23 protein-coding genes are annotated in these 26,495 nt (G+C 35.9%); 20 read left to right on the top strand and 3 right to left on the bottom strand.

Annotation, left to right across the window (positions count from 1 at the left end; translation table 11 throughout):
- Positions 1-203: 203 nt before the first annotated feature.
- Together asnS and pncB are read right to left on the bottom strand one after the other, a co-directional pair.
- A complete protein-coding gene (asnS, locus tag J3U14_RS06400; protein WP_065558865.1) occupies positions 204-1,607 on the bottom strand; it encodes an asparagine--tRNA ligase in 1,404 nt (467 codons plus the stop codon).
- 163 nt (positions 1,608-1,770) lie between these two features.
- Positions 1,771-2,964 (bottom strand): nicotinate phosphoribosyltransferase, encoded by a 1,194-nt coding sequence (pncB, locus tag J3U14_RS06395; protein WP_267352317.1) that lies wholly within the window; start codon positions 2,962-2,964, stop codon positions 1,771-1,773.
- A 251-nt stretch (positions 2,965-3,215) separates the two neighbouring features.
- On the opposite strand from pncB, the gene pepN reads away from it, so the two are divergent.
- On the top strand, positions 3,216-5,852 hold the full coding sequence (gene pepN / locus J3U14_RS06390) for an aminopeptidase N (protein ID WP_267352318.1): 2,637 nt from the start codon (positions 3,216-3,218) through the stop codon (positions 5,850-5,852).
- 137 nt (positions 5,853-5,989) lie between these two features.
- Complete coding sequence (locus tag J3U14_RS06385) at positions 5,990-6,319, top strand: rhodanese-like domain-containing protein (RefSeq protein WP_411596546.1); 330 nt, start codon at positions 5,990-5,992, stop codon at positions 6,317-6,319.
- 33 nt (positions 6,320-6,352) lie between these two features.
- Here J3U14_RS06385 and J3U14_RS06380 read toward each other — a convergent pair whose 3' ends face one another.
- Positions 6,353-7,201, bottom strand: coding sequence for a MetQ/NlpA family ABC transporter substrate-binding protein (locus J3U14_RS06380; RefSeq protein WP_267352320.1), 849 nt, complete (start codon positions 7,199-7,201; stop codon positions 6,353-6,355).
- A 182-nt stretch (positions 7,202-7,383) separates the two neighbouring features.
- Between J3U14_RS06380 and J3U14_RS06375 the strand changes: the two genes are divergently transcribed.
- From J3U14_RS06375 to J3U14_RS06285, 18 genes are all read left to right on the top strand, one after another.
- Positions 7,384-8,520, top strand: coding sequence for an amidohydrolase (locus tag J3U14_RS06375; RefSeq protein ID WP_267352321.1), 1,137 nt, complete (start codon positions 7,384-7,386; stop codon positions 8,518-8,520).
- Positions 8,521-8,533: 13 nt separating this feature from the next.
- Positions 8,534-9,577 (top strand): methionine ABC transporter ATP-binding protein, encoded by a 1,044-nt coding sequence (locus J3U14_RS06370; protein WP_267352322.1) that lies wholly within the window; start codon positions 8,534-8,536, stop codon positions 9,575-9,577.
- Positions 9,578-10,276: a methionine ABC transporter permease gene (locus J3U14_RS06365; RefSeq protein WP_267352323.1), complete on the top strand. Its 699-nt coding sequence runs from the start codon at positions 9,578-9,580 to the stop codon at positions 10,274-10,276.
- 264 nt (positions 10,277-10,540) lie between these two features.
- Positions 10,541-11,353 carry a phospholipid ABC transporter ATP-binding protein MlaF gene (gene mlaF / locus J3U14_RS06360; protein ID WP_267352324.1) on the top strand — a complete coding sequence of 271 codons (813 nt, stop codon included), beginning with the start codon at positions 10,541-10,543 and terminating at the stop codon, positions 11,351-11,353.
- A gap of 3 nt (positions 11,354-11,356) precedes the next feature.
- The gene (mlaE, locus tag J3U14_RS06355; protein WP_065558871.1) at positions 11,357-12,136 is read left to right on the top strand and encodes a lipid asymmetry maintenance ABC transporter permease subunit MlaE; all 780 of its coding nucleotides are present in this window, start codon (positions 11,357-11,359) and stop codon (positions 12,134-12,136) included.
- Positions 12,137-12,147: 11 nt separating this feature from the next.
- Positions 12,148-12,732, top strand: a complete 585-nt coding sequence (gene mlaD / locus J3U14_RS06350; RefSeq protein WP_267352325.1) for an outer membrane lipid asymmetry maintenance protein MlaD — start codon at positions 12,148-12,150, stop codon at positions 12,730-12,732.
- A 12-nt stretch (positions 12,733-12,744) separates the two neighbouring features.
- Complete coding sequence (mlaC, locus tag J3U14_RS06345; RefSeq protein ID WP_267352326.1) at positions 12,745-13,389, top strand: phospholipid-binding protein MlaC; 645 nt, start codon at positions 12,745-12,747, stop codon at positions 13,387-13,389.
- Between the two features lie 6 nt (positions 13,390-13,395).
- Positions 13,396-13,668 (top strand): STAS domain-containing protein, encoded by a 273-nt coding sequence (locus J3U14_RS06340; protein ID WP_065558874.1) that lies wholly within the window; start codon positions 13,396-13,398, stop codon positions 13,666-13,668.
- Between the two features lie 86 nt (positions 13,669-13,754).
- Positions 13,755-14,012 carry a BolA family protein gene (locus tag J3U14_RS06335; RefSeq protein WP_220216609.1) on the top strand — a complete coding sequence of 86 codons (258 nt, stop codon included), beginning with the start codon at positions 13,755-13,757 and terminating at the stop codon, positions 14,010-14,012.
- A gap of 89 nt (positions 14,013-14,101) precedes the next feature.
- Entirely contained in the window at positions 14,102-16,129 is a 2,028-nt protein-coding gene (gene prlC, locus J3U14_RS06330) for an oligopeptidase A (RefSeq protein ID WP_267352327.1), read from the top strand.
- Complete coding sequence (locus J3U14_RS06325) at positions 16,116-16,853, top strand: class I SAM-dependent methyltransferase (RefSeq protein ID WP_267352328.1); 738 nt, start codon at positions 16,116-16,118, stop codon at positions 16,851-16,853. Before prlC ends, J3U14_RS06325 begins: the two co-directional genes overlap by 14 nt.
- A 14-nt stretch (positions 16,854-16,867) precedes the next feature.
- A complete protein-coding gene (gene rsuA, locus J3U14_RS06320; protein ID WP_267352329.1) occupies positions 16,868-17,560 on the top strand; it encodes a 16S rRNA pseudouridine(516) synthase RsuA in 693 nt (230 codons plus the stop codon).
- A gap of 123 nt (positions 17,561-17,683) precedes the next feature.
- Positions 17,684-18,931, top strand: coding sequence for a Bcr/CflA family multidrug efflux MFS transporter (locus J3U14_RS06315; protein WP_267352330.1), 1,248 nt, complete (start codon positions 17,684-17,686; stop codon positions 18,929-18,931).
- Positions 18,928-19,449, top strand: a complete 522-nt coding sequence (locus J3U14_RS06310; RefSeq protein WP_267352331.1) for a gamma carbonic anhydrase family protein — start codon at positions 18,928-18,930, stop codon at positions 19,447-19,449. The genes J3U14_RS06315 and J3U14_RS06310 overlap by 4 nt, the downstream gene beginning before the upstream one ends.
- Positions 19,450-19,551: 102 nt before the next feature.
- Positions 19,552-22,515 carry a DNA translocase FtsK 4TM domain-containing protein gene (locus J3U14_RS11725; protein ID WP_416380170.1) on the top strand — a complete coding sequence of 988 codons (2,964 nt, stop codon included), beginning with the start codon at positions 19,552-19,554 and terminating at the stop codon, positions 22,513-22,515.
- A gap of 125 nt (positions 22,516-22,640) precedes the next feature.
- Positions 22,641-23,525 (top strand): triphosphoribosyl-dephospho-CoA synthase CitG, encoded by an 885-nt coding sequence (gene citG / locus J3U14_RS06295; RefSeq protein ID WP_267352332.1) that lies wholly within the window; start codon positions 22,641-22,643, stop codon positions 23,523-23,525.
- Between the two features lie 102 nt (positions 23,526-23,627).
- Positions 23,628-26,072 (top strand): autotransporter outer membrane beta-barrel domain-containing protein, encoded by a 2,445-nt coding sequence (locus J3U14_RS06290; protein ID WP_267352333.1) that lies wholly within the window; start codon positions 23,628-23,630, stop codon positions 26,070-26,072.
- A 242-nt stretch (positions 26,073-26,314) separates the two neighbouring features.
- Positions 26,315-26,446, top strand: coding sequence for a hypothetical protein (locus J3U14_RS06285; protein WP_267352334.1), 132 nt, complete (start codon positions 26,315-26,317; stop codon positions 26,444-26,446).
- Positions 26,447-26,495: the final 49 nt, after the last annotated feature.

The raw sequence follows: 26,495 nt of genomic DNA, 5'->3' as shown, positions 1-26,495 counted from the left end.
TAATATTACTATTATTTTCTTCCACTTTTTACAGTAGTGTAAATTATGTATAAAAATTTTTTAAAAGCAAGTGAACTTTTCGTTAATTTTGATGTCTAACCCCAAAAACGAAACCGTTTGATTATAATTTATACATATTTGCTAATTATCACTAATTTGCGTTTTATCATAAACATCCAAAAATGTTTGTTTATTTATACCAGTTAAAAATTTGCATTTCGTGGCGTTCTTGGGAAAGGAATCACATCCCTTACGTTTTGTACGCCAGTGACATAAACAATTAAGCGCTCAAATCCAAGACCGAATCCAGAATGGGGAACAGTACCATATCGACGTAAATCACGGTACCACCAATAATCTTCTTTTTTAAGCCCCATTTCGTCCATGCGCTTATCTAACATATCTAAACGCTCTTCACGTTGCGATCCGCCAATGATTTCGCCAATGCCTGGCGCTAACACATCCATTGCAGCAACCGTTTTACCATCGTCATTCATACGCATATAAAATGCTTTAATATCTTTTGGATAATTTTTAACAACGACAGGCGCTTTAAAATGCTGTTCAGCTAAATAACGTTCATGCTCTGACGCTAAATCGATTCCCCAACTCACTGGATTTTCAAATTTGGCATCACAGTTTTGTAAAATAGTAATGGCATCGGTGTAATCAACTTGAGCAAAATCGGCATTAATAAAGTTTTCTAAACGATTGATTGCTTCTTTATCAATATGCTGAGCAAAAAATTGCATATCATCAGCACGTTTTTCAAGCACGGTTTTAAAGACATACTTCAACATATCTTCTGCAAGTTTTGCATTATCATTTAAATCAGCAAACGCAACTTCAGGTTCCATCATCCAAAATTCAGCTAAATGGCGTGTTGTATTGGAATTTTCAGCTCTAAAAGTTGGCCCAAAAGTATAAACTTTAGACAATGCACAAGCGTACGTTTCTGCATTTAATTGTCCTGACACCGTTAAAAAAGCTTCTTTTCCGAAAAAATCTTTATCAAAATCGACTTTCCCCTTGTCAGTTTTAGGTAGATTTAACATATCAAGGGTGGATACACGGAACATTTCACCTGCACCTTCAGTATCTGATGCGGTAATAATTGGCGTAGAAAGCCAAAAAAAGCCTCGTTCATCAAAAAATTGGTGAATGGCTTGCGCTAATGTATGACGTACACGAGTAATCGCGCCAACAATGTTGGTTCTTGCTCTTAAATGAGCAACTTCTCGTAAATATTCAATTGAATGACGTTTAGCAGCCATTGGGTAAGTTTCAGGATCATCAACAAATCCATAAACCTCAACTTGTGTTGCTTGTAGCTCGTATTTTTGTCCTTGTCCCGGAGATTCAACAACTTTACCTGTTACTTTAACTGAACAACCTGCCGTTAACCGTAAAATATCTTGTTCATAATTTGGTAGATCTTTTTCTATAACAGCTTGAATGGGATCAAAGCACGAACCATCATAAACAGCTAGAAATGAAATACCGGCTTTCGAATCACGGCGCGTTCTTACCCAGCCTTGAACAGAAATAGTGCTACCAACAGCAATTTTGCCTTGTAACACATCAACAATAGGAGCAACTGAATTCATTTTAATTATCCATCTCTATATTAATTAAGTTAAATAGTATTAAAAATAATACAAGTATATTCTAAATGCCACTTAGTTACCTAACTTTAGTCTCAGTTGGCATTAAATTAAATTTTTAAATAAAACATTTATAATTTGATTCACGTTTTTTATAAAAATAAGTTTAATGATTAACGTTAAACGTTCTTTTTAATTCATTAATAAAAGCTAAATCTTGCGATATTGTTTTTCCTGGACTGTCTGACAATTTTGCAACAGACTGATTATTGCATTGCGTCAATTTCAATACGATATTTAAGGCTTTGGTATTTGCTTCAGTAGACGGTATATCACACGCCAGAAAGCCCCCGATACCAAAAGACAATTTTACTCGATGGTGAAAATGTTGATAAATCTTTATCGCTTTGTCAAAAGTTAAACTATCGGAAAATACTAACATTTTTGTTTTAGGATCAATCCCTAATTGTTGGTAATGGGCAATCGCCTTTTCACCCCATTCAATCGAATCACCCGAATCATGGCGTAATCCTTGATAGTGATTAGCAAAGTAAGTATCAAAATCACACAAAAATGCATCCATGGTAATACAATCTGTTAGGGCTACCCCCAAATCTTGAGGATATTCATCTAACCAAACTTTAAGCGCTGTTTTTTGGCAATCTTGCAAAGTTGGGGTTAATCGCTGATGAGCTTGAAACCATTCATGTGCTTGAGTACCAACAGGGGTAAGCCCTAGTCGATAAGCCAGTAAATAGTTACTGGTACTATGAAAATTGTCAAAATGGTTTTTTAGGTAATCGACAACAGCAGATTGTACGGCAAATGAGTAACGCCTTCGGGTTCCAAAATCCATTAAATTAAAGCCCGACATATCCATATTTGCAGTTTGCTCGTTAAATCTTGTTAATTTATTTTTGAGTTGGGCTATAGCTTCCGACACGCCAATATTAGGAGAACGATCTCTATGTGCTATTTCGCTAATAACTGCCAGTAATGGGACTTCCCATAAAATTACATCCAGCCACTTTCCTTCAATTCTTATATCAAGTCTTCCTTCTCGATTAGTTATCGTCAATAATTGACTATTAAAACGCCAATTCTTGAGCCAGTTTAAATAATCAGATTTAAAAAAGGAGATGCCAGATAGATAATGAAATTCATCATCGGAAAGCGTTAATGATTCCATTAATTTGACTTGATGTTTTATTTCATCAGCATATTGACCTAATAAATCATCACTTCTACAACGAAACTCCGCAACGACAGTGGTATCTGGGTAATGATGAAAAACGGCTTGCTGCATATGCAACTTATAAGCATCAGTATCTAAGATTGATGTAATTATAGCTGGTAACATGTCTTTTTGTTGTTAATACTCTAAAAAAATTCTAGAGATTATAGCAGAATAATATTGAAGATATAGATTAAATATATAATAACCTATCTTCATTAGGCTATAATATTAATAACAAACCAGATTAAATAATATAACCTAACTATGCTCAAAAGAATTAATTAAACATCACCAATAACGATAAGTGCAGTTGTGAAAATCATGCAATATTTATCGAATTTTAATTATTTATAAAAATAAAAGGCACAATAACTATGACAACGAATAATACCAAAACACAACCAACTGCAAAGTATCGACTGGACTATAAAGCACCCGATTTTACCATTACGGATATCGATCTTGATTTTAACTTATCTGCAGAAATCACAACAGTCACGGCTCGAAGCCATATTATACAAAAAAATGCTAAAGCCTCAGACTTAGTTTTAGATGGAGAAGACTTAACATTAATCGCTATCAATATCGATGAACAGCCTTGGCAGGATTATCACATTACCAACTCAGGCATTATTATTCATAATGTTCCATCAGATGAATTTACACTAACCATCGTCAATGAAATAAAACCGATTGATAACACTGCGCTAGAAGGATTGTATGTTTCTGGAGAAGCACTTTGTACACAATGTGAAGCTGAAGGATTTCGTCATATCACATACTATTTAGATAGACCCGATGTTTTAGCGCGTTTTTCAACTCGTATTACCGCCAATAAACAACAATACCCATATCTGCTTTCTAATGGTAACCGCATTGCACAAGGAGAACTTTCAGACGGTCGTCATTGGGTACAATGGCAAGATCCATTTCCTAAACCCGCCTACTTGTTTGCATTGGTTGCCGGAGATTTTGATATTCTTAAAGATCAGTTTATAACTCGTTCAAACCGTAAAGTTGATCTGGAGATTTATGTTGATAAAGGCAATTTAGATCGTTCACATTGGGCAATGACCAGTTTAAAAAATGCTATGCGCTGGGATGAAACTCGTTTTGGATTAGAATATGACTTAGATATTTTTATGATTGTTGCCGTTGACTTTTTTAATATGGGCGCAATGGAAAACAAAGGTCTGAATATTTTCAACTCAAAATATGTTCTTGCCAAACCAGAAACGGCTACTGATGATGATTATTTAGGTATCGAAAGTGTTATTGGTCACGAATACTTTCATAATTGGACAGGTAATCGTGTTACTTGTCGTGATTGGTTTCAACTTAGCCTAAAAGAAGGTTTGACGGTTTTTCGTGATCAAGAGTTTAGCGCAGATATGGGCTCTAGAGCCGTTAAGCGAATTGATGATGTTAAAATCTTACGTAGTGTCCAATTTGCTGAAGATGCAAGTCCGATGTCTCATCCTATTCGTCCTGATCAAGTCATAGAAATGAATAATTTCTATACGGTAACTGTGTACGAAAAAGGGGCTGAAGTGATACGAATGATGCATACCTTGTTAGGCGAAGATAAGTTTCAAGCTGGCATGAAACGCTATTTTGAACGTCATGACGGAAGTGCAGCAACTTGCGATGACTTTGTCGCTGCGATGCAAGATGCTTCAGGCATTGATTTAACACAATTCAAATTATGGTACAGCCAATCAGGTACACCAGAATTAACCATTACAGATAGCTATGATGAAAAAAGCAAACACTATTATTTAACTATCGAACAAAACACGCCTGCAACCTTAGATCAAGCTGAAAAGAAAGCTTTGCATATACCTGTTGATATTGAATTATATCAACATAACGGCGAAATCATTAAACTTGAGCATAACCAACTGCCAATTCATCATGTTTTAAATTTAACACAAGCAAAACAACAATTTGTTTTCGATAACGTGAATGAAAAACCGATTATTTCATTATTACGTGATTTTTCTGCACCGGTAAAAATGACCTATGATTATCAAGATAGTGATTTGATTTTTTTGATGCAACATGCAACCAATGCTTTTAGTCGTTATGATGCTGCGCAAATGCTATTAATTAAATATATTCGGGAAAATGTTAAAAATTATCAAGATAATCGACAACTAAGCCTTCCTGATTCAGTTATCGATGCATTTAGAGCAATATTATTATCCGAATCAACAGATCCCTCTCTTATTGCCCAAATCATCACTTTACCTTCGGAAAATGAACTAGCCAATTTATTTAGTGTCGTTGACCCAATAGCCATCTATCAAGTCCGCCTGTTTTTATTAACGTGTTTTGGTAATGCACTTTATGATGAATTAACCGCAGTTTACCGTCACAATAAAATCGAAAATTATCGGATTGAACATGAAGATATTGCTAAACGCTCATTAAAAAATGCCTGTTTGATGCTTTTAGCCCATGCCGATGAGAAATCACAAGCAAATCATCTGGTTCATCAACAATATTATCAAGCAGACAATATGACAGATACCATCGCTGCATTAACAGTTGCTGTTAAAGCTCAGCTTGATTGTCATCAAGAACTTTTAGCCGATTTTGATAATAAATGGCATCAAGACGGATTAGTGATGGATAAGTGGTTAGCTTTGAATGCATCGAGTCCAGAAAAAAATGCACTTTCAACGGTGAAAAAACTTTTAACTCATCGATCCTTTTCGCTCAGTAATCCCAATCGGATTCGCGCTTTAATCGGTGCTTTTGTTAATAATAATCCTGTAGCTTTCCATGCAACTGATGGGAGTGGATATCAATTTTTAGTCGAAATATTAATGGAATTAAATCAAAAAAATCCGCAGGTTGCGGCAAGATTGATCGATCCATTAATCAGATTAAAACGTTATGACCAACGACGTCAGCAACAAATGCGTCAAGCACTTGAAATCTTATTAAAACTGGATCATTTATCAAAAGACTTATATGAAAAAATTAGCAAAGCTTTAGCTGCATAATACTCAACACATCATCCTGTTTTCCTCGAACGGGATGATGTTAAAATTATTTGAAACTTGATATGTTTTTGCTTTATATTCAGACACAAATAAAACATCCAACTTTTTACCATTACTTAACAATATTAAAAATCATGATCAACATAAAATCTATTACACCGACAGAACTTGCAGAAAAATTAAATCAGAAACATCCTCTGTTTTTACTTGATGTACGAGAATCTAATGAAGTAGCAATATGCCGCCTTGAAAATTCCGTCCATATTCCAATGAATCTTATCCCACTTTATTTAGATAAAATACCCGATGAAATCGACATTGTACTTTACTGTCACCACGGAGTTCGGAGCCTTAATGTTGCCAATTATTTAGCTGAAAATGGTTTTGATACTGATTATCTTTATAATCTTAGTGGTGGGATTGATGCTTGGGCATTAACCGTTGATACGCAAATGCCAAGATATTAAATGCCCGCCTTCACAACGGGCACATTTTGGATTTTATTCTTGTGGCATCACCCAATAACCATTATGATTGTGAGCTTGCATATAATCCTTAAATTGTTGGGATTGATAAATACGTTTAACATCCTGCGCCCATTGACTGTTTTCATTACCTTCATTCACCACAACCATAATTTCTAAATCGGGGACAATGGTTTCCAAAAGCAATGCTTTGCTTGAATCAATGTTGGCCGAATAAACAATACTCCCCGGAATGACAGCAAAATCAAGCTCATTAAGAACTCTAGGAATATTTGCCGAATCCATTTCAATAATATCGATGCCCTTTAAGTTTTCAGCGATATCATTTTTACTCGCTAAAATAGGATTCGTATTTTCTTTCAATTTAATCCATCCTGCTTTTTCAAGTAAATTATAAGACCGTGCAGCATTTGAAGCATCTTGAGGAATCGCCACTTTAGCTCCAGAAAAAACCTTATCTAATGATTGATATTTATTAGAGAAAATCGCCGCAGGTACCGATGGCACATGCACAACTGGCTTTAAATTAGCTTTGCGTTGGGCATTAAATACATTCATATAAGCAGTATGCTGTGCAACGGTTAAATCAATGCTTCCTTCACTCAATGCCACATCTGATTCTAATAAATGTGGGAAATTAACCAATTTAACTTTATATCCTTCTGATTCAAGAATAGGTTTTACCGCATCTCTAAAAAGATCATTATACGGGCCGGGTGATACCCCCATACTAATCTCTTTTTTGGTTTGATTATTAGCTTGTTTTGAGGAATTATCACAAGCGATCATTAAACATGCAGAACTAAATAAAGCCACAATAGCAATATGTTGTAAAAATTTATGTTTGATAAAACCATTTTTCATTTGAGTTACCCTTTATCGGCTATCGACATTTGTTTTACTCTAGCACAGAAATAATGGTTTATTTATTCCAAGTTATTCTATCTTATAACTTTTTGGAATAAGATATAAAAAACGATTATTAGGTTGAAAAATTAAGCTGTGCTAACGTTAAAAACATCTGATAATCATTTTTTGGAAATATTATGCATCAGCCCATTGCAAAAACTATTCATCAGCTTTTCGTTACATTACATCAAAATCCTGAGCTTTCAAATCAGGAGTTCAATACCACTAAAATATTGAAAACGTATTTAGAAAAAGCAAACATTAAAATTTTAGAATTAGGTGCTAAAACGGGTGTCATTGCCGAAATTGGAACTGGTTCCCCTATTCTGGCTTTACGAGCTGATATTGATGCGTTACCCATCCATGAACAAACAAATTGTGATTATCGTTCCCAAAATAAGAATGTTATGCACGCTTGTGGGCATGATGTACATGCATCAATCTTAATGGCAGCGGCTTATCTTTTAAAAGAACACGAAAAAGATTTAACAGGGACCATTCGTTTACTATTCCAACCTGCGGAAGAAAACTTTAGTGGAGCCCTACAATTTATCAAAATTGGGGCATTAAAAGGGGTCGATGCCATACTCGGTTTACACAACAACCCTAATTTAACCATTAATCAAATGGCATCACGATCTGGCCCTTTTTCAGCTAATGTTGATCGCATTGAAATTACCATAACCGGTGTTGGAGCACATGCAGCAAGACCTGAATCGGGTATTGATCCTATTGTTATTGGTGCACAAATTGTAAACGCCATACAAACTATTTCAAGTCGTTCTGTAAGTGGTCTTGATGCTGTAATTGTCAGCATTACTAAATTTGAAGGTGGAAATACTTGGAATGTGATACCTGAAAAGGTTGAAATGGAAGGCACGGTAAGGACCCTTACACCGCAAATCAGAGCTAAAGTCAAACAACAGTTAAGGTCTATTATTGAACATATTGCTATTGCAATGGGCGCAAAAGCTGAATTAAAATGGTTCGAAGGCCCTCCATCAATCATAAATGTAGAAAAATGGGTCGAGCTTGCAAAAAATATTGCGAGACAAGAGGGTTATGAAATCATTGATTTTCAACCTCAATTAGGCGGTGAAGATTTTGCCCATTATTTACATCATGTACCGGGCGTATTTATTAACCTTGGTTCTCAAAGCCCTTATGCACTTCACCACCCTAAATTTCAAATTAATCCTGACATGATAATACCTGCAGCAAACTATTTAGCTAAACTTGCCAAACAAGCGCTTATCCAAATAGACCAAAGTTAATAGGGACGCAAGAATGATTAGATTTGAAAATGTATCCAAGCAATATGAGCGAAACGGCATCACCACTCAAGCCTTAGACAAGATCAACTTAACCATTGATAAAGGGGATATTTTTGGCATCATTGGTTATAGTGGTGCAGGCAAAAGCACCTTAGTTCGTTTAATTAATTACCTTGAAAAACCGACACAAGGTCAAGTGATCGTACAAAATCAAATTTTAAATCAACTATCCAGTTCTGATTTACGCCAAGTTAGGCGAAAGATCGGCATGATATTTCAGCACTTTAATTTACTTGAATCAAAAACCGTTTATGAAAATATTGCTATTCCTTTAATTCTAATCAAAAAAGATAAACATACAATTAAACAAAAAGTAAATGAATTATTAGAATTTGTTGGATTAAGTGACAAAGCAGATAGTTATCCTAAAGAGCTGTCTGGCGGACAAAAACAGCGAATCGGCATAGCAAGAGCCTTAGCTAACGATCCGGATATTTTACTTTGTGATGAAGCAACTTCAGCGCTTGATCCTCAAACTACACGAGCAATCTTAGATTTAATTAGAAAAATCAATGAAAAATATAAAATAACGGTAGTGTTAATCACGCACGAAATGCATGTTATTGAACAAATTTGTCATAAGGTAGCCGTAATGGAAAAAGGTAAAATTATTGAACAAGGCAACGTGCTGGATGTATTTGGACACCCACAACACCAAACAACTCGAAATTTTGTCAATTCAGTCATTAGCAATCAAATTCCAAAGGGTGTCGTTGAAAATTTGTTAGAAGTAGAAGGTAAAAAAGACAATATTAAACTATTTAAACTTGAATTTTTAGGACGTTCAGCCTCAGAACCCGTTATCAATTCGCTTATTTTAAAACAAATTGTTGTGGTTAACATTTTATTTGCCCATATGTCAGAAATTGAAAAAACAGTTTTAGGCAGTATGTTTATTCAGCTAAAAGGTAACGATAGCAATATCCAAGAAGCTGTACAATTCCTTCGAAAACACGGCGTACAAGTTACTGAAATAAACCACTGGGAGGAAAACTAAATGCAAATTTTCACCGATATCCTTGAATATTTCAAAGCTAATATTTCAACCACCGTGACAGTTGAGCAATTTATCCAAGCGAGTTATGAAACATTTTATATGGTGTTTTTCGCTTTAATACTGGGTTCATTAATTGGTATTTCACTCGGTGTTTGTTTAGTGACAACTCGCCCAGGAGGATTGCTTGAAAATAATCGAATATATCGGATTATGAATCCTATTATTAATTTAGTTCGTTCGCTACCTTTTATTATTTTACTAGTGGCAATTGTCCCTTTTACTAAATTTATTGTGGGCAGTTCGATTGGTACAACAGCAGCTATCGTGCCTTTAACATTTTATGTCGCCCCTTACATTGCTCGCTTAGTTGAAAACTCTTTACTTGAAGTAAACAGTGGTATTATTGAAGCCGCTGAATCAATGGGGGCAACACCAATCCAGATCATTTGGTACTTTATATTACCTGAAGCATTTAGTTCATTGATTTTAACCCTAACCACTGCCACTATCGGCTTAATTGGAGCGACAGCAATGGCAGGTGCAGTTGGCGCAGGCGGCATTGGTGACTTAGCCATTTCATATGGTTATCAACGTTTTGATACCACAGTTACCTATATTTGCGTGGTCATTTTAGTTATTGTGATTCAATTGGTGCAAAGCACAGGTAATTTTTTAGCTCGCAAAGCAAGGCATGAATAAATCAGAATATGTGATTATTATTTGAACCGATTAGAAACGCAGCTTAATGCCAGACTAAAAAAATGATTTAACACGCTAAAAACCTCATTTAGTTTTTTTGACTATTACAAATCAAGATTCAGTGATTTTTAATTAAAAAATGCTTTTTACCTTAAGTATTACCATAATATAAGGATTGACAATATGTTTTATCGATTTCTTTATTTGCCATTATCAAGTAAAATAACGTTAATTTTAATTAATTAAGGTAGTGTAGGAATCATAGTGACTGACTCATTACAGCAAAATTTGGTTGAAATTCATGATATGTCATTTTATCGAGGAACAAGACCAATTTATAAAAATATGAGCTTGAATGTCCCAAAAGGCAAAGTGACAGCGATTATGGGGCCTTCAGGTATTGGTAAAACCACGCTACTGCGTCTAATCGGTGGTCAATTAAAACCTCAATCAGGAAAAATATTATTCGATGGTGAAGATATTCCAAGTATGTCTCGCGCCCGACTCTATGAAGTTAGAAAACGCATGAGCATGCTATTCCAATCTGGCGCACTATTTACCGATCTTTCTGTTTTCGATAATGTTGCCTACCCGATTCGTGAACACCTTGATTTACCTGAGCCTGTATTACACAATTTAGTATTGATGAAACTCCAGTCTGTTGGTCTTCGAGGTGCCGCCCGTATGATGCCGTCAGAATTATCTGGCGGTATGGCAAGGCGAGCCGCGCTAGCCAGAGCCATTGCCCTTGACCCTGATTTAATTATGTTTGATGAACCTTTTGCTGGTCAAGACCCAATCTCAATGGGCGTCATTGTTAAATTAATCTCAGAAATCAATCAATCGCTTGGATTAACCTGTATTGTTGTCAGTCATGATGTGAATGAAGTCCTTAGTATTGCGGACTATGCTTACATCGTTGCTGAACAACACATTATTGCAGGCGGAACCTCACAGCAATTACGCGAAAATGACGACTTGCGTGTAAAACAATTTCTTGAAGGCTTAGCTGATGGACCAGTCCCTTTTCATTATCCCGCTGATGACTATAAATTAGACCTAAGCCGAGGTATATAACATATGTTTAATTTACTTGAAAGATTGGGAAAATGGTTAATTAATCTTATCGCTTTAATGGGGCGTTCAGGGATGATGCTTTTTGGAGCACTCATTGGACGTCCACAATTTGCGAAACAGTTCCCATTACTGGTCAAACAATTTTATTTTGTTGGCGTACAATCTTTAACGATTATTATTGTATCTGGACTTTTTATTGGTATGGTGCTTGCACTACAAGGTTATTTTATCTTAACCACATTTGGTGCTGAGGCAAGTTTAGGTATGATGGTTGCGCTGGCTTTATTGCGTGAACTAGGCCCTGTTGTTGCTGGATTATTATTTGCTGGACGTGCCGGCTCGGCGTTAACAGCTGAAATTGGTCTCATGAAAGCTACCGAACAACTATCAAGCATGGAAATGATGGCAGTCGATCCATTACGGCGTATTATTGCACCCCGTTTCTGGGCTGGATTTTTCTCTATGCCGTTTTTAACGGCTATTTTTGTCGCGGTTGGTATTTTAGGTGGTGTATTAGTTGGCGTTGATTGGAAAGGTATTGATGCAGGATTTTTTTGGTCTTCCATTCAAAGTAATGTTGACTGGTGGCATGATTTAGGCAACTGTTTTGTAAAAAGTTTTGCCTTTGCAATTGCCAGTACTTGGATTGCACTTTTTAATGGTTACGATTGCGTACCAACATCTGAAGGAATTAGTCGAGCAACTACCAATACAGTTGTTTATTCATCATTAGTTATTTTGGGGTTAGATTTTATTTTAACCGCATTAATGTTTAGTCATTGAGGTCATTAAACATGAGTCGTAAAGTCGAAATTACAGTTGGATTATTCATGGTACTAGTCATTTGCTCAGTACTATTTTTATGTTTTCGCGTTACCGATCCTACATCTTTTACTAGCCATAATTCATATCGAGTATACGCCGTATTTGACAATATTGGCGGATTAAAAGTTAGATCACCAATTAAAATTGGTGGGGTGGTAATTGGGCGAATAACCAATATTAGCTTAACATCATCAGGAAGTGATATTTATAAACCGTATGTAACAATGGATATCGATAGTCAGTACAATAAAATTCCAAGCTCCAGCTCACTATCAATCAAAACCTCAGGAATTTTAGGTGAACAATTTATTGATATCAATTTGGGGTTAGATCAATCGACCGAATTCGCCATTGACGCATTAGATGCTCCTGATGCCACTAATACAACGGCTCAAAAAAATGACAAACCACCTTATTTTCAAGAAGGATTTGTTGTTAGCAATACTAAACCAGCAATGGTGTTAGAAGATTTAATTGGTCAGTTTCTTTATAGTATGGGTGATTCATCAAATAAAGAAAAGAAACAAAATACGCAAGATACAAATGAACAGTAAGGAGTTGTCATTATGTTAACCAAATTTAAGCAAACTATTTTTTTAATTTTCGCTTTAGCAGTTAGTATGTCAGCTTTTGCTGATAATAATCCTTATGATGAAATGCAAGTGGCCGCTGACAAAATTTTTAGTACCATGAAAGCACAACAATCAGCAATTAAATCAAATCCTAATTTGCTCAAAGATATTGTGAGATCTGACCTATTGCCTTATGTACAAGTCAAATATGCGGGTGCGCTAATTCTAGGCAACGCCTATAAAGATGCGACCGATGCGCAACGTACAGCCTATTTTAATGCTTTTGAAAACTATCTCGTTCAAGCTTTTGCACAAGCACTATCTATGTATAATGGGCAATCTTACCAAGTTGAAAAAGCAAAAGATTTAACTGGAAAAACATTAATTTCTATTCGAGTATTATTAAATCAACCAGACAAAGGTCAACAACCATTACGTATTGATTTTCAATGGCGAAAGAACTCGGTGACGGGTGAATGGAAAGCTTACGATTTAATTGCCGAAGGGGTAAGTATGATTACTACCAAGCAAAATGAATGGTCAACTATTTTAAGACAAAATGGTATTGATGCATTAACGAAGCAATTAAATGACCTTTCCAATCGTAAAATAGACCCGAATCAAAAACCTAAAGGTTAACTTAACATGTCACGAATCACAACCGAAAAGCAACAAGATATATTATATCTAAAGGGTGAGCTTGATGCTCACTCCTTAAGTGATATATGGTCAATACAAAATACACTATTAAAAGAGGTGAAAAAAATTGATGTGGCACAGCTGATTCGTGTTGACTCTTCGGGACTTGCCACACTTGTCTATTTTTGTAATAAATATAATGTTACTTTAGACAGTGTGAATCCTCAGTTACTTACTTTAATTGCGCTTTATGATTTACAACCAGTGATACTAAAATAAGTTACACTCATCTTTAATCAAAAGACAAATTAAGATAATATGAATAATATTCAACATAAAATCACAAAAAATAATGAGTTTTAATAATGGACAAACAGCAAATAATAGATAAATTAAAAAGTTCACTTGATCTTGAGGAAGTGCATGTCATGACTAATGATGGTAGTCATTTTCAGGTCATTGCTATTGGTGAATTATTTGCAGATCTAAGCAGAGTAAAAAAGCAACAAGCTATTTATGCTCCTCTCGCAGAATTTATTAATGATAACCGTATTCATGCCTTATCAATTAAAACTTATACTCCAACAGAATGGCAACGTGAGCGGAAATTAATGGGATTATAGTGCCCTCTTCATCAAAACTAAATGAATGGCTATTTCCATAACCTGATGTTCTATAAAACAACAATATCATTGTACAAAGGTATCGCAACATGACAAACCCATTACTAAAAACTACACCACTTCCTTTATTTTCACAAATCAAGCCTGAACATGTTTTACCTGCAATTCAAGAGGCTTTGAAAAATTGTCGTCATACGATTGAAACAGTATTAACTAAAAATAGTCAATACACTTGGGATAATTTAATCCAACCCATTGATGAAATGGACGAAAAATTTAGTCGAGCATGGTCTCCTGTGAGCCATCTTAATTCTGTAAAAAATAGCCCTGAACTTAGAGAAGCCTATGAAGCTTGTTTGCCATTATTATCAGAATACAGCACATGGGTTGGACAGCATAAACCGCTTTATCAAGCCTATAAACAGATTAAAGAAAGTGAAGAGTATACCAAACTGACTAAAGCGCAAAAAAAGGTGATCGATAATGCATTACGTGACTTTGAGTTATCCGGAATCGGATTACCGGAAGATGAACAAAAGCGCTATGGTGAAATCGTTGCTAAACTTTCGGAACTCTCCTCTAAATATAGTAACAATGTTTTAGATGCGACCATGGGGTGGACAAAATTAATCACAAATTTAGATGACCTTACAGGCATGCCAGAAAGTGCATTAGCAGCAGCTAAAGAGCAAGCCAAAGCCAAAGGTCAAGAAGGCTGGTTACTCACCCTTGATATCCCAAGTTATTTACCTATTATGACTTACTGTGATAATCGTGATCTGCGTTTTGAGCTTTATCAAGCTTATAATACAAGAGCATCAGACCAAGGACCCAACGCGGGTAAATGGGATAATACTGAAATAATAAAACAAATTTTATCATTGCGTGATGAGCTAGCACATTTATTAGGCTTTGAGACTTATGCCGATAAATCCTTGGCAACTAAAATGGCTGAATCTACACAGCAAGTCATCGAATTTTTAACTGATTTAGCAAGTAAGGCAAAACCGCAAGGCGAAAAAGAACTCGCCGATTTAAAACGTTATGCTTACGAATTTTTTGGCGCTAGTGATATTAAACCTTGGGACATAGCTTATTACAGTGAAAAACAAAAACAATATCTTTATACCATCAATGATGAAGAGTTGCGCCCTTATTTCCCAGAGCAAACTGTTATAAATGGTCTATTTGAAGTTGTTCATCGTGTATTTGGCATTACAGCAAAACAACGACAAGGCGTCGAAGTTTGGGATCCTGAAGTTAAATTTTATGACCTCTATAATACAGATGGTGAATTAAAAGGTAGCTTTTACCTTGACTTATATGCTCGTGAACATAAACGAGGAGGCGCATGGATGGATGATTGTATTGGTCGTATGCGTTTTGCGGATGGTCACGTGCAAAAACCAGTTGCTTATTTAACCTGCAATTTTAACCGCCCTATTGGCGATAAACCTGCACTATTTACACATAATGAAGTCACAACGCTATTTCATGAGTTTGGACATGGACTTCATCATATGCTGACTGAAATTGATGTCTCTTCAGTTGCAGGAATCAATGGTGTGCCATGGGATGCAGTTGAATTACCAAGCCAATTTTTAGAAAACTGGTGCTGGGAACCCGAAGCATTAGCGTTTATTTCTGGACATTATGAAACAGGTGAACCTTTACCTGCTGAAATGCTTGAAAAAATGTTAGATGCTAAAAATTATCAAGCAGCGCTATTTATTTTACGTCAGTTAGAGTTTGGGCTGTTTGATTTTAAACTTCACAGTCAAAAAGATCCTGATATTTTAGAAACATTAAAGCAAGTTCGAGAGTTAGTTGCTGTGGTACCAACTGTTGAATGGGGGCGATTCCCTCATGCCTTTAGCCATATTTTTGCAGGGGGCTATGCCGCAGGTTATTACAGCTATCTCTGGGCTGAAGTATTATCAGCAGACGCCTTTTCTCGTTTTGAAGAAGAAGGCATTTTCAATACGAAAACGGGAAATGCTTTCCTTGATAATATTTTATCGCAAGGTGGAAGCGATGAACCTATGACACTGTTCAAAAACTTCCGAGGTCGTGAACCCCAACTAGAGGCTTTACTTCGTCACTATGGTATCCACTAGTACTTATTCTGCTCAGCTAAGCCAATTAGCTGAGCAGTGGTTATCCACACATGCAGATCTTCCTTTTGTCCTACTTAATCAAAATGATCAGCTAGCGCTACAAAAAACAGATGAGCCTAAATTAGGTGCCATCGCTGTTGATTTTACCTCTGGCGCCATGGCGCATCGCCGTCAATTTGGTGGAGGACGCGGTGAAGCGATAGCAAAAGCTGTTGGGGTAAAAGGTGATTACTTACCTACCGTCGTGGACGCAACGGCTGGGCTTGGACGTGATGCATTTGTATTAGCCGCTATAGGTTGTCATGTTACTATGTTTGAAAGACATCCTGTCGTTGCGGCTTTGTTAGACGATGGTCTACAACGTGCCTATCAAGATCCCAATATTGGTAGTTGGCTACAGCAGCATTTACATCTTATCTATCATTCGAGTATTACTGGACTTGATTCCTATCCAGATAAGCCAGATGTTGTCTATCTTGACCCGATGTTTCCACATCGTCAAAAAAGTGCGCTAGTCAAAAAAGAAATGCGCATTTTTCAACAATTGGTAGGGAGTGATAGTGATGCAGACAGTTTATTAGCACCGGCAAGGCGCTTAGCTAAAAAACGGGTTGTCGTAAAAAGACCGGATTCTGCACCTTTTCTCGCCAATGAAAAACCAACCGCTGAAATTAAAACCAAAAATCACCGATTTGATATATATACCCCTGTCAGTGCACTATAGGAATGATAAATATTATGCGATTAGATAAATTTCTCGCTCATCATTTAGGCATTAGCCGTACAATTGTTAATAAAGAATTAAAAGCGAAAAAAGTTACCGTGGATGGTGAAATCATAAAATCAGGAGCTTATCAACTTAGTCCAGAACAACTTGTCGAATACGATGGTTATGAAATCATACCCATCACACAAAACCGCTACTTTATGTTGAATAAACCTCAAGGCTATGTCTGCTCGACGGATGATCCTGATCATCCAACAATTCTCTATTTTATTGATGAACCCATGTCTGAAAAACTTCATGCAGCGGGACGATTGGATCTTGATACGACTGGACTTGTGTTATTAACCGATGACGGTCAGTGGTCACATCGCATTACGTCACCTAAACACCATTGCGAAAAAGTATATCAAGTGACGGTTGAACACCCATTAACCGATAATTTAATTGAAATATTTCACAATGGCATCCAGTTAAAAAGTGAAAAAACACTGACAAAACCGGCTAAACTGACAATTATCGATGAATTTCATGCGGAATTAATAATTAGTGAAGGACGTTATCATCAAGTTAAACGAATGTTTGCGGCGGTAAATAATCATGTTATTGCATTGCATCGCAAACAAATTGGCAATATTATTCTCGATGTTCCTGAAGGCGAATATCGTCCTCTTACGCAAGATGAGATTGAATCATTTTGTAAATAGCCAATATAAAACCGTCATTAATAAGTGAATTTAATGATCAAGCTAATTTAATCGAGCCATTATTATCAAAAAATGAAAAGTTAATAATTAATGAAAGCCAACAATCCATGAAGGAATCGCTACGTGCAGCCCTATGACAAACCAATAGAGATCAACATCTCGAAAAAAGCACTTATTTTTATTCTTGGATTATTATCTATGTTAATGCCACTATCCATAGATATGTACTTACCAAGTATGCCAACCATCGCCGAAAATTTTCATGTTTCTGATGCAACAGTACAACTCACCATTAGTTGTTATTTATTGGGATTTTCATTTGGTCAACTCATTTTTGGTCCTTTAACTGATAGCTATGGGCGCCGTTATGTCTTAATTTTTGGGTTAATTATTTTCATATTAGCTTCTATAAGTTGTGGAATTGCGGCCAACATTCATCAATTGATTACGGCTCGATTTTTTCATGGTATAGCTGCTGCTGCAACAGCTATCGTTGTGAACGCATTAATGAAAGACATTTATCGTGATCGTGATGAGTTTTCTAAAATGATGTCTTTTGTTATGTTAATCTCAAATGTCGCTCCGCTACTTGCACCGATTATTGGCGGATTTGTATTATATTGGTTTAATTGGCAAGCCAATTTTTTTGCCCTTGGATTAATTGCATTGTTGTGTTTGGTATTCGTTTTTACGGCTATTCCAGAAACATTAAGTCAATCTAAACGAGATAAATTTAGTTTAACGCGTATTCTCAGTAATTTCATAACGTTATTTCGGCATAGACAAGTATTGTCTTATATGATGATCGGGGCATTTTCAGGGGCTGGATTATTCTCATTTCTTAGTTTAGGGCCATTTGTCTATATGAACTTGCATGGTGTCGAATCAATCCATTTTGGTTATTATTTTGCGCTCAATATTACCGTAATGATTATAATGAATACGATTAATAGCCGTTTTGTTCGCCGTGTCGGTTCAATCAAAATGATGCAATTTGGGCTTTTAATTCAATTTATCATGGCTATCGCACTTACAGTGGTAACTATAACCAATTTAGGGTTTATCTATTTAGTTATCTGTGTAGCGGGTTATATTGGTTGTATATCAACCATTGGCGGAAATAGCATGGCGGTGGTGTTAGATTTTTATTCTCATATCGCAGGCACGGCATCTTCGCTGGCAGGCACGCTTCGATTTGCGGTAGCGGGGGCTATTGGTGTAATACTTTCTACGTTAGTCGCTGCTCATCCCCAGACAACCGTTAATCATAACATGAGCGAATGGCTCATGGTTGGTTCAATGGTAATCTGTAACTTTATTGCGGTCAGTTTATTTTTGCGTATAAAATCTTTCAGAAGGAATGAACAATGATCTATCAATTAGGTGATTTAAAACCACAAATTCATCAACGCTGTTTTATAGCAAATTCGGCGGATATCATTGGTAATGTAGTTTTAGAAGAAGGTGTTTCAATTTGGTTTAATGCCGTTTTACGAGGTGATATCGCACCTATTTTCATTGGTAAAAATAGCAATATACAAGATAATTCAACGATACATATTGAAACGAATATTCCGTGTATCGTAGGTGAAAATGTCACCGTTGGCCATAATGTTATTCTTCATAGCTGTACCATTGACAATAACGTTCTAATTGGCATGGGCAGTACCATATTGAATGGTGCTAAAATTGCCAAAAACTGTTTAGTCGGTGCTAATTCCCTTGTTACGCATAGCTTACCCTATGAAGAAGGTTGCTTAATTCTTGGCTCCCCAGCTAAAATCGTACGTAAATTAACGCAAGCAGAAATCGCAGCCAATATTGAAAATGCACAACATTATGTTCAAAATGGCGAAAGATTCAATAAAACGCTCAATCTTGTCGATTAATCGTAGCCCAATAAATTGTGATTTAAACATATTCACTCTGTGAGAGATTGCAATTTATGGTAAAATACCAACCATTTACTGCGATATTTTTAAGGTACATGTTTGAAAAAGCAAAAAATCACAGGAAAACAGATAATAATTGAACTTATTCTATTAGCGTTAATAGGATTATCCGTTTGCTTGTTTTTATCACTATCGACTTATAACTCATCGGATCCGGGTTGGTCACGTACGGCTTGGCATTATCCTGTCAGTAATTTTGGTGGTTTAATTGGTGCCTATGCTTCCGATATTTTGTTCCAATTTCTAGGCTATATTGCATTTAGTTTACCTGTCATTATTGCATTAATTTGTGTACAGTTAGTTGGTTATTTTTATCGACATGCTAACGAACCGATTAATTATTTCAGTGTCTCTTTTCGGATAATTGGTATTTTAGCCTTTGTTTTTAGTAGTACGGGTTTTTTTGCATTAAATATTAGTGATCCAAGCGAATTTGAAGCTGGTGGTTATCTTGGTTCAATCGTCATAGAAAATCTTTTACCTATGATGAATAACTTTGTTCTTTCTTTGATTCTTCTTGCTGTTTGTTTTGCTTGTGTAACTTTATTAACGGGGCTATCTTGGCTTTACATAATTGAAAAACTTGGTGCTTTTGTTATGGTTTTGCTTACACCAGTAAAATGGTTATTGCTATCCCGTCGTGTCAATCACGTTAATCAAATCGATACTGAACCCAAAAATCAAAAATTATCTCAAGACCAAGAACCTCAAATAACACTGTCAATCAATTCAAATAGTAGTCAATTAGATACTATGGATGATTTTCAAACAAATATAAGCAGTGAAAATAGCGAGACGTCATTAGAAACAAGCATTAATAAAACATCTGATAGTTCAACAACCTCTTTAACGGCTAACGAGAATGAACAACTCATAAAAACAGCAGCAGAGCTACTACAAACATTAGAAACATCAAAACAAACGCAATCATCCAAAAAAACATCGAGCAAAAAGAATAACACTGAACTTAATCAAAGTGATATCTTAGCTCGTATGGAATTGATTTTGAAAAACATCAATGAACAACAAAATCAAGACCAGATAATTCAAGCTGACGGTCAAGACTTTCAAGCTAAAAAGCTTGAAATAACAGAGCCTTTTGAAGAAGATAAATACACGATCACCGATGCACCGATCAAACCGTTATTTACCTTAACGCATAATGCGAACGAAACAAAACCCGATAGTCAAATCATTGCACCCCACGATGAAGCAACCAAAGAAATATCATCTTTTAAAGAAGTAGTTACACCTTTTACCACAAAAGTTGAAAATCAGAATCAATTTGAAGTTGAAAACCAAATAACACCACAATCCGAAGATGTCGATATTGATGTACTTAAACAAGAAAACCCAATCATCGATGATATATATCCAGAAGAGGTAAGGCTTGAGGAGACTCAAGTGCAAACTTTTGCTTTACGTGAAAATGACAGCGAAGAGGAAGAGAATGATGAGGGTGAAAGTTTGATTCACCCATTATTAAGACGTGATGATAAACCATTACCAAAACCAACCACACCACTGCCATCATTAAAGTTGCTTACTGCACCACCAACAACACGCATTGAAGTGGATCATGCAGCCTTAAATGCGATGTCAGAATTGATTGAAAAAAGCCTTTCTGACTATAGAGTCAAAGCGAAAGTTGTCGATTACATGCCTGGCCCAGTTATTACTCGCTTTGAAATTGAGCTTGCACCGGGTATCAAAGCTGCTCGTATTTCTACGCTAGATCGGGATTTGGCACGTTCGCTTTCAATGCCATCTGTACGTGTGGTAGAAGTCATTCCAGGCAAACCTTATGTTGGTATAGAGTTACCGAATAAAAATCGACAAACAGTCTATTTTAGAGAAGTCTTAGACAGCCCACAATTTAGAAATGCCCAATCGCCACTTACGGTTGTGTTAGGTAAAGATATCTCAGGGCAATCTGTAGTTGCCGATTTAGCAAAGATGCCACATTTATTGGTTGCCGGTACCACGGGGTCAGGTAAATCCGTTGGTGTCAATGCCATGATTTTAAGCATTTTATATAAATCATCGCCAGAAGATGTCCGGTTTATTATGATTGACCCTAAAATGCTTGAACTGTCAATTTACGAAGGGATCCCGCATCTATTAACACAAGTCGTGACCGATATGAAAGACGCCGCTAACGCCCTTAATTGGTGTGTTAATGAGATGGAAAAGCGTTACCGACTTATGTCAGTTTTAGGTGTACGCAATATTGCTGGTTATAATGAAAAAATTAAACAAGCAGAAGAAATGGGTAGACCGATTCCCGATCCACTTTGGAAACCAACCGACAGTATGGATCTCAATATGCCGACATTGGAAAAATTACCTTATATTGTCGTCATGGTTGATGAATTTGCCGATCTTATCATGGCGGTGGGTAAAAAAGTCGAAGAATTGATTGCAAGGCTTGCTCAAAAAGCACGGGCTGCTGGTATTCACCTTGTATTAGCCACGCAGCGTCCATCCGTAGATGTAATTACAGGTTTAATCAAAGCCAACATCCCTACGCGTATTGCTTTTACAGTTTCGAGTAAAATAGACTCACGCACTATTTTGGATCAAATGGGGGCAGAATCGTTACTTGGTATGGGAGATATGCTATATCTTGCACCTAATAGTTCAATTCCGATACGTGTTCATGGTGCATTTGTCCGTGATGAAGAAGTCCATGCGGTCGTTCAAGATTGGAAAGCGCGTGGTACGCCAAAATACATTGAAAATGTCACCGTAGCCACCGATGACGGCGAAAGCGGTAGTTCAGATAGTCTTGACGAAGAACTGGATCCCCTATTCGATCAGGTTGTGGAATTTGTTGTTGAAACTCGCCGAGCTTCAATTTCAAGCGTTCAGCGAAAATTTAGAATTGGTTACAACCGAGCAGCAAGAATTGTGGAGCAAATGGAAGTCGAAGGCATTATCAGTGCGCCAAGCCACAATGGAAATCGTGAAGTACTTGCTACATCATCGCATAATGATTACTAGTTATTCAATTACCAATCTATTTTTAAATAGATTGGTAATGTGCCAGTTAAATTCATTCAGTTACATTTTCTAACAATTTCAAAAAGACAAGCAAGTTTGACATTTCATATAGGTATTAATCAATAATGAACGATTATTCAAAGCAAGTGGCATTCATAGAATCAAAACTGATTAAAGATCAGCAATCTTTACCAGTACAATTTGCCATTAAAGCTTTAATCAGAGAGATATGCTTATCGCCCAAACCAGGGCTGGTTGATATGAATAATAACGGTGCGCACCATGATATGAATTTTCAAACTTTTATTGCCAGTATTGAGGCAATATCATGTTGGTTTGAACCCTTCTATCAGTATGGAATAGATTCAGCTAATAAAGATCCTCATCTTTTTTTAACTGATATAAGACCTATTGGGATACAGTGTGAACAAGCGATGTACCATGCTACACATCAAATTAATACCCATAAAGGTGGGATTTTTGCTTTTGGTTTGTTACTTGGCGCTATCGGTAGATTAACGAAACAACAACGACAAATCAATATTCAAAGTATCAACCACGAAGTGTCGACAATTTGCCAAGGCATTGTTGATCATGAGCTTAAACAAAATCATCAAATAAAATCCGTGGGTGAAAAGCTATTTAAACTACACAACCTATCTGGCGCACGAGGAGAAGCAGAATCAGGTTATGCTACAGCAATAAATATCTCACTCCCTATTTACAAACAGATGCAACATAATGGTTATAATGAAGAAGATTCCTTATTACAAGCATTGCTATACTTGCTTGCCTATAATCAGGATACCAATTTGGTATCAAGAGGTGGGCTTGAGGGTTTAAACTTTGTCAAACAACAGGCTAAGCAGATTATTTTGCAAGGTGGCATTACACACCCAGATGGCATTCAGCTATTAACTCAACTTGATGATAAGTTGATTGAACGCAATTTAAGCCCTGGTGGTTCTGCTGATCTTATTGCAATAACCTGGTTTTTATCTCATTACTAGCAAAAAATGATATTGATCAAAAAAAATTAAAAATAATATTGATTATCATTACTAATAATATATTATTTCACCCCCAAAGTATTAAATTAACTTAAAAAAACAATGAAATTGAAATCAATATCTTTATTAGTAATCAGTGCTTTTAGCGCCAATTGTGTACAAGCTTACAATCATGATGTGACTACAGACATCATTTTACCTTTCAACCAAATCGATGAACGTTATTTTTTAACAAATAGCAGCACTACACCAGTGAATATTATTGCAGAAAATGGTTTAACGATTAAAGATGATGCATCTTTCCATTTGGGTTTTAGTGGCAAAACAGCTACCGAATCCGCCTCAAATGCACAAGGTGACATTAACATGTTCATCAAAGGCAATTTTCAAATCTATAATGACACGTGGATTGGTAAATTTGATACCAAATTCTTTACCCAATATTTAGGATTACACAGTGATTTTCCTTTTGATCCTATAGAGCACGATATTAACGTTCATGTTTCGGGTGATATTAATGTTGAGTTAGGTGCAGATAAACAACGAGGTGGTTTGATGATTTTAGCCGGTAACGTAATGCGCACCGGCCCAAATTCTACAGGAAAAACAACGGTTATTGTTGACGGTGATACGAATATTCGCAGTGGCGATAATCATCTAGCTGGCACCGCCTCTGCCCCTGCAAGACTGACCACCCGTACCTTTAATTTAACGGGCGGAGACATTGAAATCATTGGTGCAAAAACAGTATTAGAAACGACAAATAAGGATTCTAATCGTTCTTCTGTTTTAATAGGTAAAACAGGCAAAATGATTGTCATGCGAGAGGGAACGGTTGACGTCAGCCGTGGTGGTAATTTCGATGTTGTAGATCAAGGAATCTTGAGTGCCAGCCGAGGTAATGGTTTTATAAAACTCGCACCAAATGGACAAGTAAATGTTGGTAAAAATGCGACAATCGAATCCTCTAAGGGTTCACTGTCAATTAGCGATCAAACCAATAAAACATCTCAACTCAATATTGATGGTATCGTTAGCTTTGGTATTTCTGATACCAAACAGGTCAATGTGATACGCGGTGATAACATCAATCTTTCATCTAATGCCAAATTTTCAGTAACAGATGACTTTATCAAAAATGGATTGAAATATACGACAACCGATGTAAATGCGACAGTTTTAGCCGCAAATAATAAATTAACGATACACTCTATTCAAGACGGTCAACTAAAACCACTTGTTCAAAATATTTATGGGGACTTGAACTTTAAGCAATCGGGAAATGAACTTGTATTTGTCAATGCGAGCAATGTCACCAATTTCGATGATGTAAAAAATGCACAAAATGCAGCTAAACGCCAAGTCTCACGTTATTATCAACAATCAGGTATTTCTTCAAAAAATGTCGCAAAACGATTGACCGATAATTTGGTAAAAGTCGCTTATGAATCAATGTATAACACAAATAATAATGAAATGATAAGTAAAACTAATACCAAAGCTGGGGAATTAAATTGGCAAATACTCAGCAATATGGCACGTGGTAATTTAGCCATTGAATCAAAAGGAACGACACTATTTTTTAATCAAAATATCGCTGGGCTTTATAATAACAATCATGGTTTACACTTAACTGAAATCGCAATGAATTCACTGAATGATACCAAAGCCATTTTAGATAAACGAGGTCACCAATTTCATCTAAACCAAGGTGAAGAAAATAATTTATGGGTTAACCTGACTCACCATTATGAAAATACCGATAATAATCAGGGCATTTCTGGATATAAATACACTTCTAATGGGTTTATGCTCGGGTTCGATAAAGAAGTTATCGATAATCTTTTAGTGGGTAGTGCCATTGGTTATTCCACTGGTAAATATAAGGATAAAGCGGCTTCATCAAATGATTCTGATATCCATCAATATCAAATTCAGTTATACAGCAGTTATAAATTTCCTAATAATATGCTTGGGTCTACATTCGCAGGCTATTCTTTCGGAAAAAATGATTTAAAAACTCACGATAGTTTTAATACTATCAAGGAAAAATTCAATAACAAAACATGGAATTTTGGCGGTGCTATTGGCTATCATTGGCAAAATACCGAAGAATTTGCAATGATTCCAAGTATTGGTTTAACTTATATTCATACCGAAAATAGTGCTCACAATGTTAGCTATAATCAAATCAACTTGGTTAAATATGGTCAAGCGACAAATTCTGCGGTATTGATGCCGCTTGATTTGACTGCAACTTATTCTTTCTTCAAAAATAAGGATAGTCAATTAACTTTAACGGGTCAAACCGGCTATACTTTTAATTTTAGTCGCAATAAATTTGATAGTGATATTACCCTTAATGGCATTAATGGATTATCTAAAATGCATAGCTATTCATCAAACAGAACGAAAAATCAATATAATTTAGGGGCTGGAATCGTTTATCAATATCAGTTGATAAATTTAAATCTTGATTATCAATACTTTGGTCAAAGTAAAAAGAATAGTCATTATTTTACAGCAAGTGCTAAGATAGATTTCTAAAATTTCAAACTTGATTGTATTAAAGTTCGCAATATAAAACTATGGTGGTAAAATGTATCACCTTAGTTTTATATTAAATAATATCTTTCAATCGTTCTTGATATTCAGTATCATTCGTAAACTGCCTTTTAATGATAAAAACGTACATTTATCACTGATGTCTTTAATAAAAATTAGCTATTTACTTATTTACTCTTCTGATTTTAGCACTTAACACTATTATCAAATATAAGGAATACGTTATGACAATCTTTGAAGAAAAAGCATTAGCATTAAGTACAAAACTGCAGTGTAAATTTCATCATGCTTTAGATAATCAGCCTCAATATATCACTTTAGCCATGGAAAAGGTTTTATTTCAGATCCAATACTGATGATAACCTTGCTTCTGAATCTATTTTACCGAATGCATTTGAATCCAAG

This window comes from Gilliamella sp. B3801, from assembly GCF_026536645.1.
In the GTDB taxonomy this organism is placed as follows: Bacteria; Pseudomonadota; Gammaproteobacteria; order Enterobacterales; family Orbaceae; genus Gilliamella; species Gilliamella apicola_I.
The sequence above is the reverse complement of the archived record's forward strand: the minus strand, read 5'-3'. Positions and strand labels throughout refer to the sequence as shown.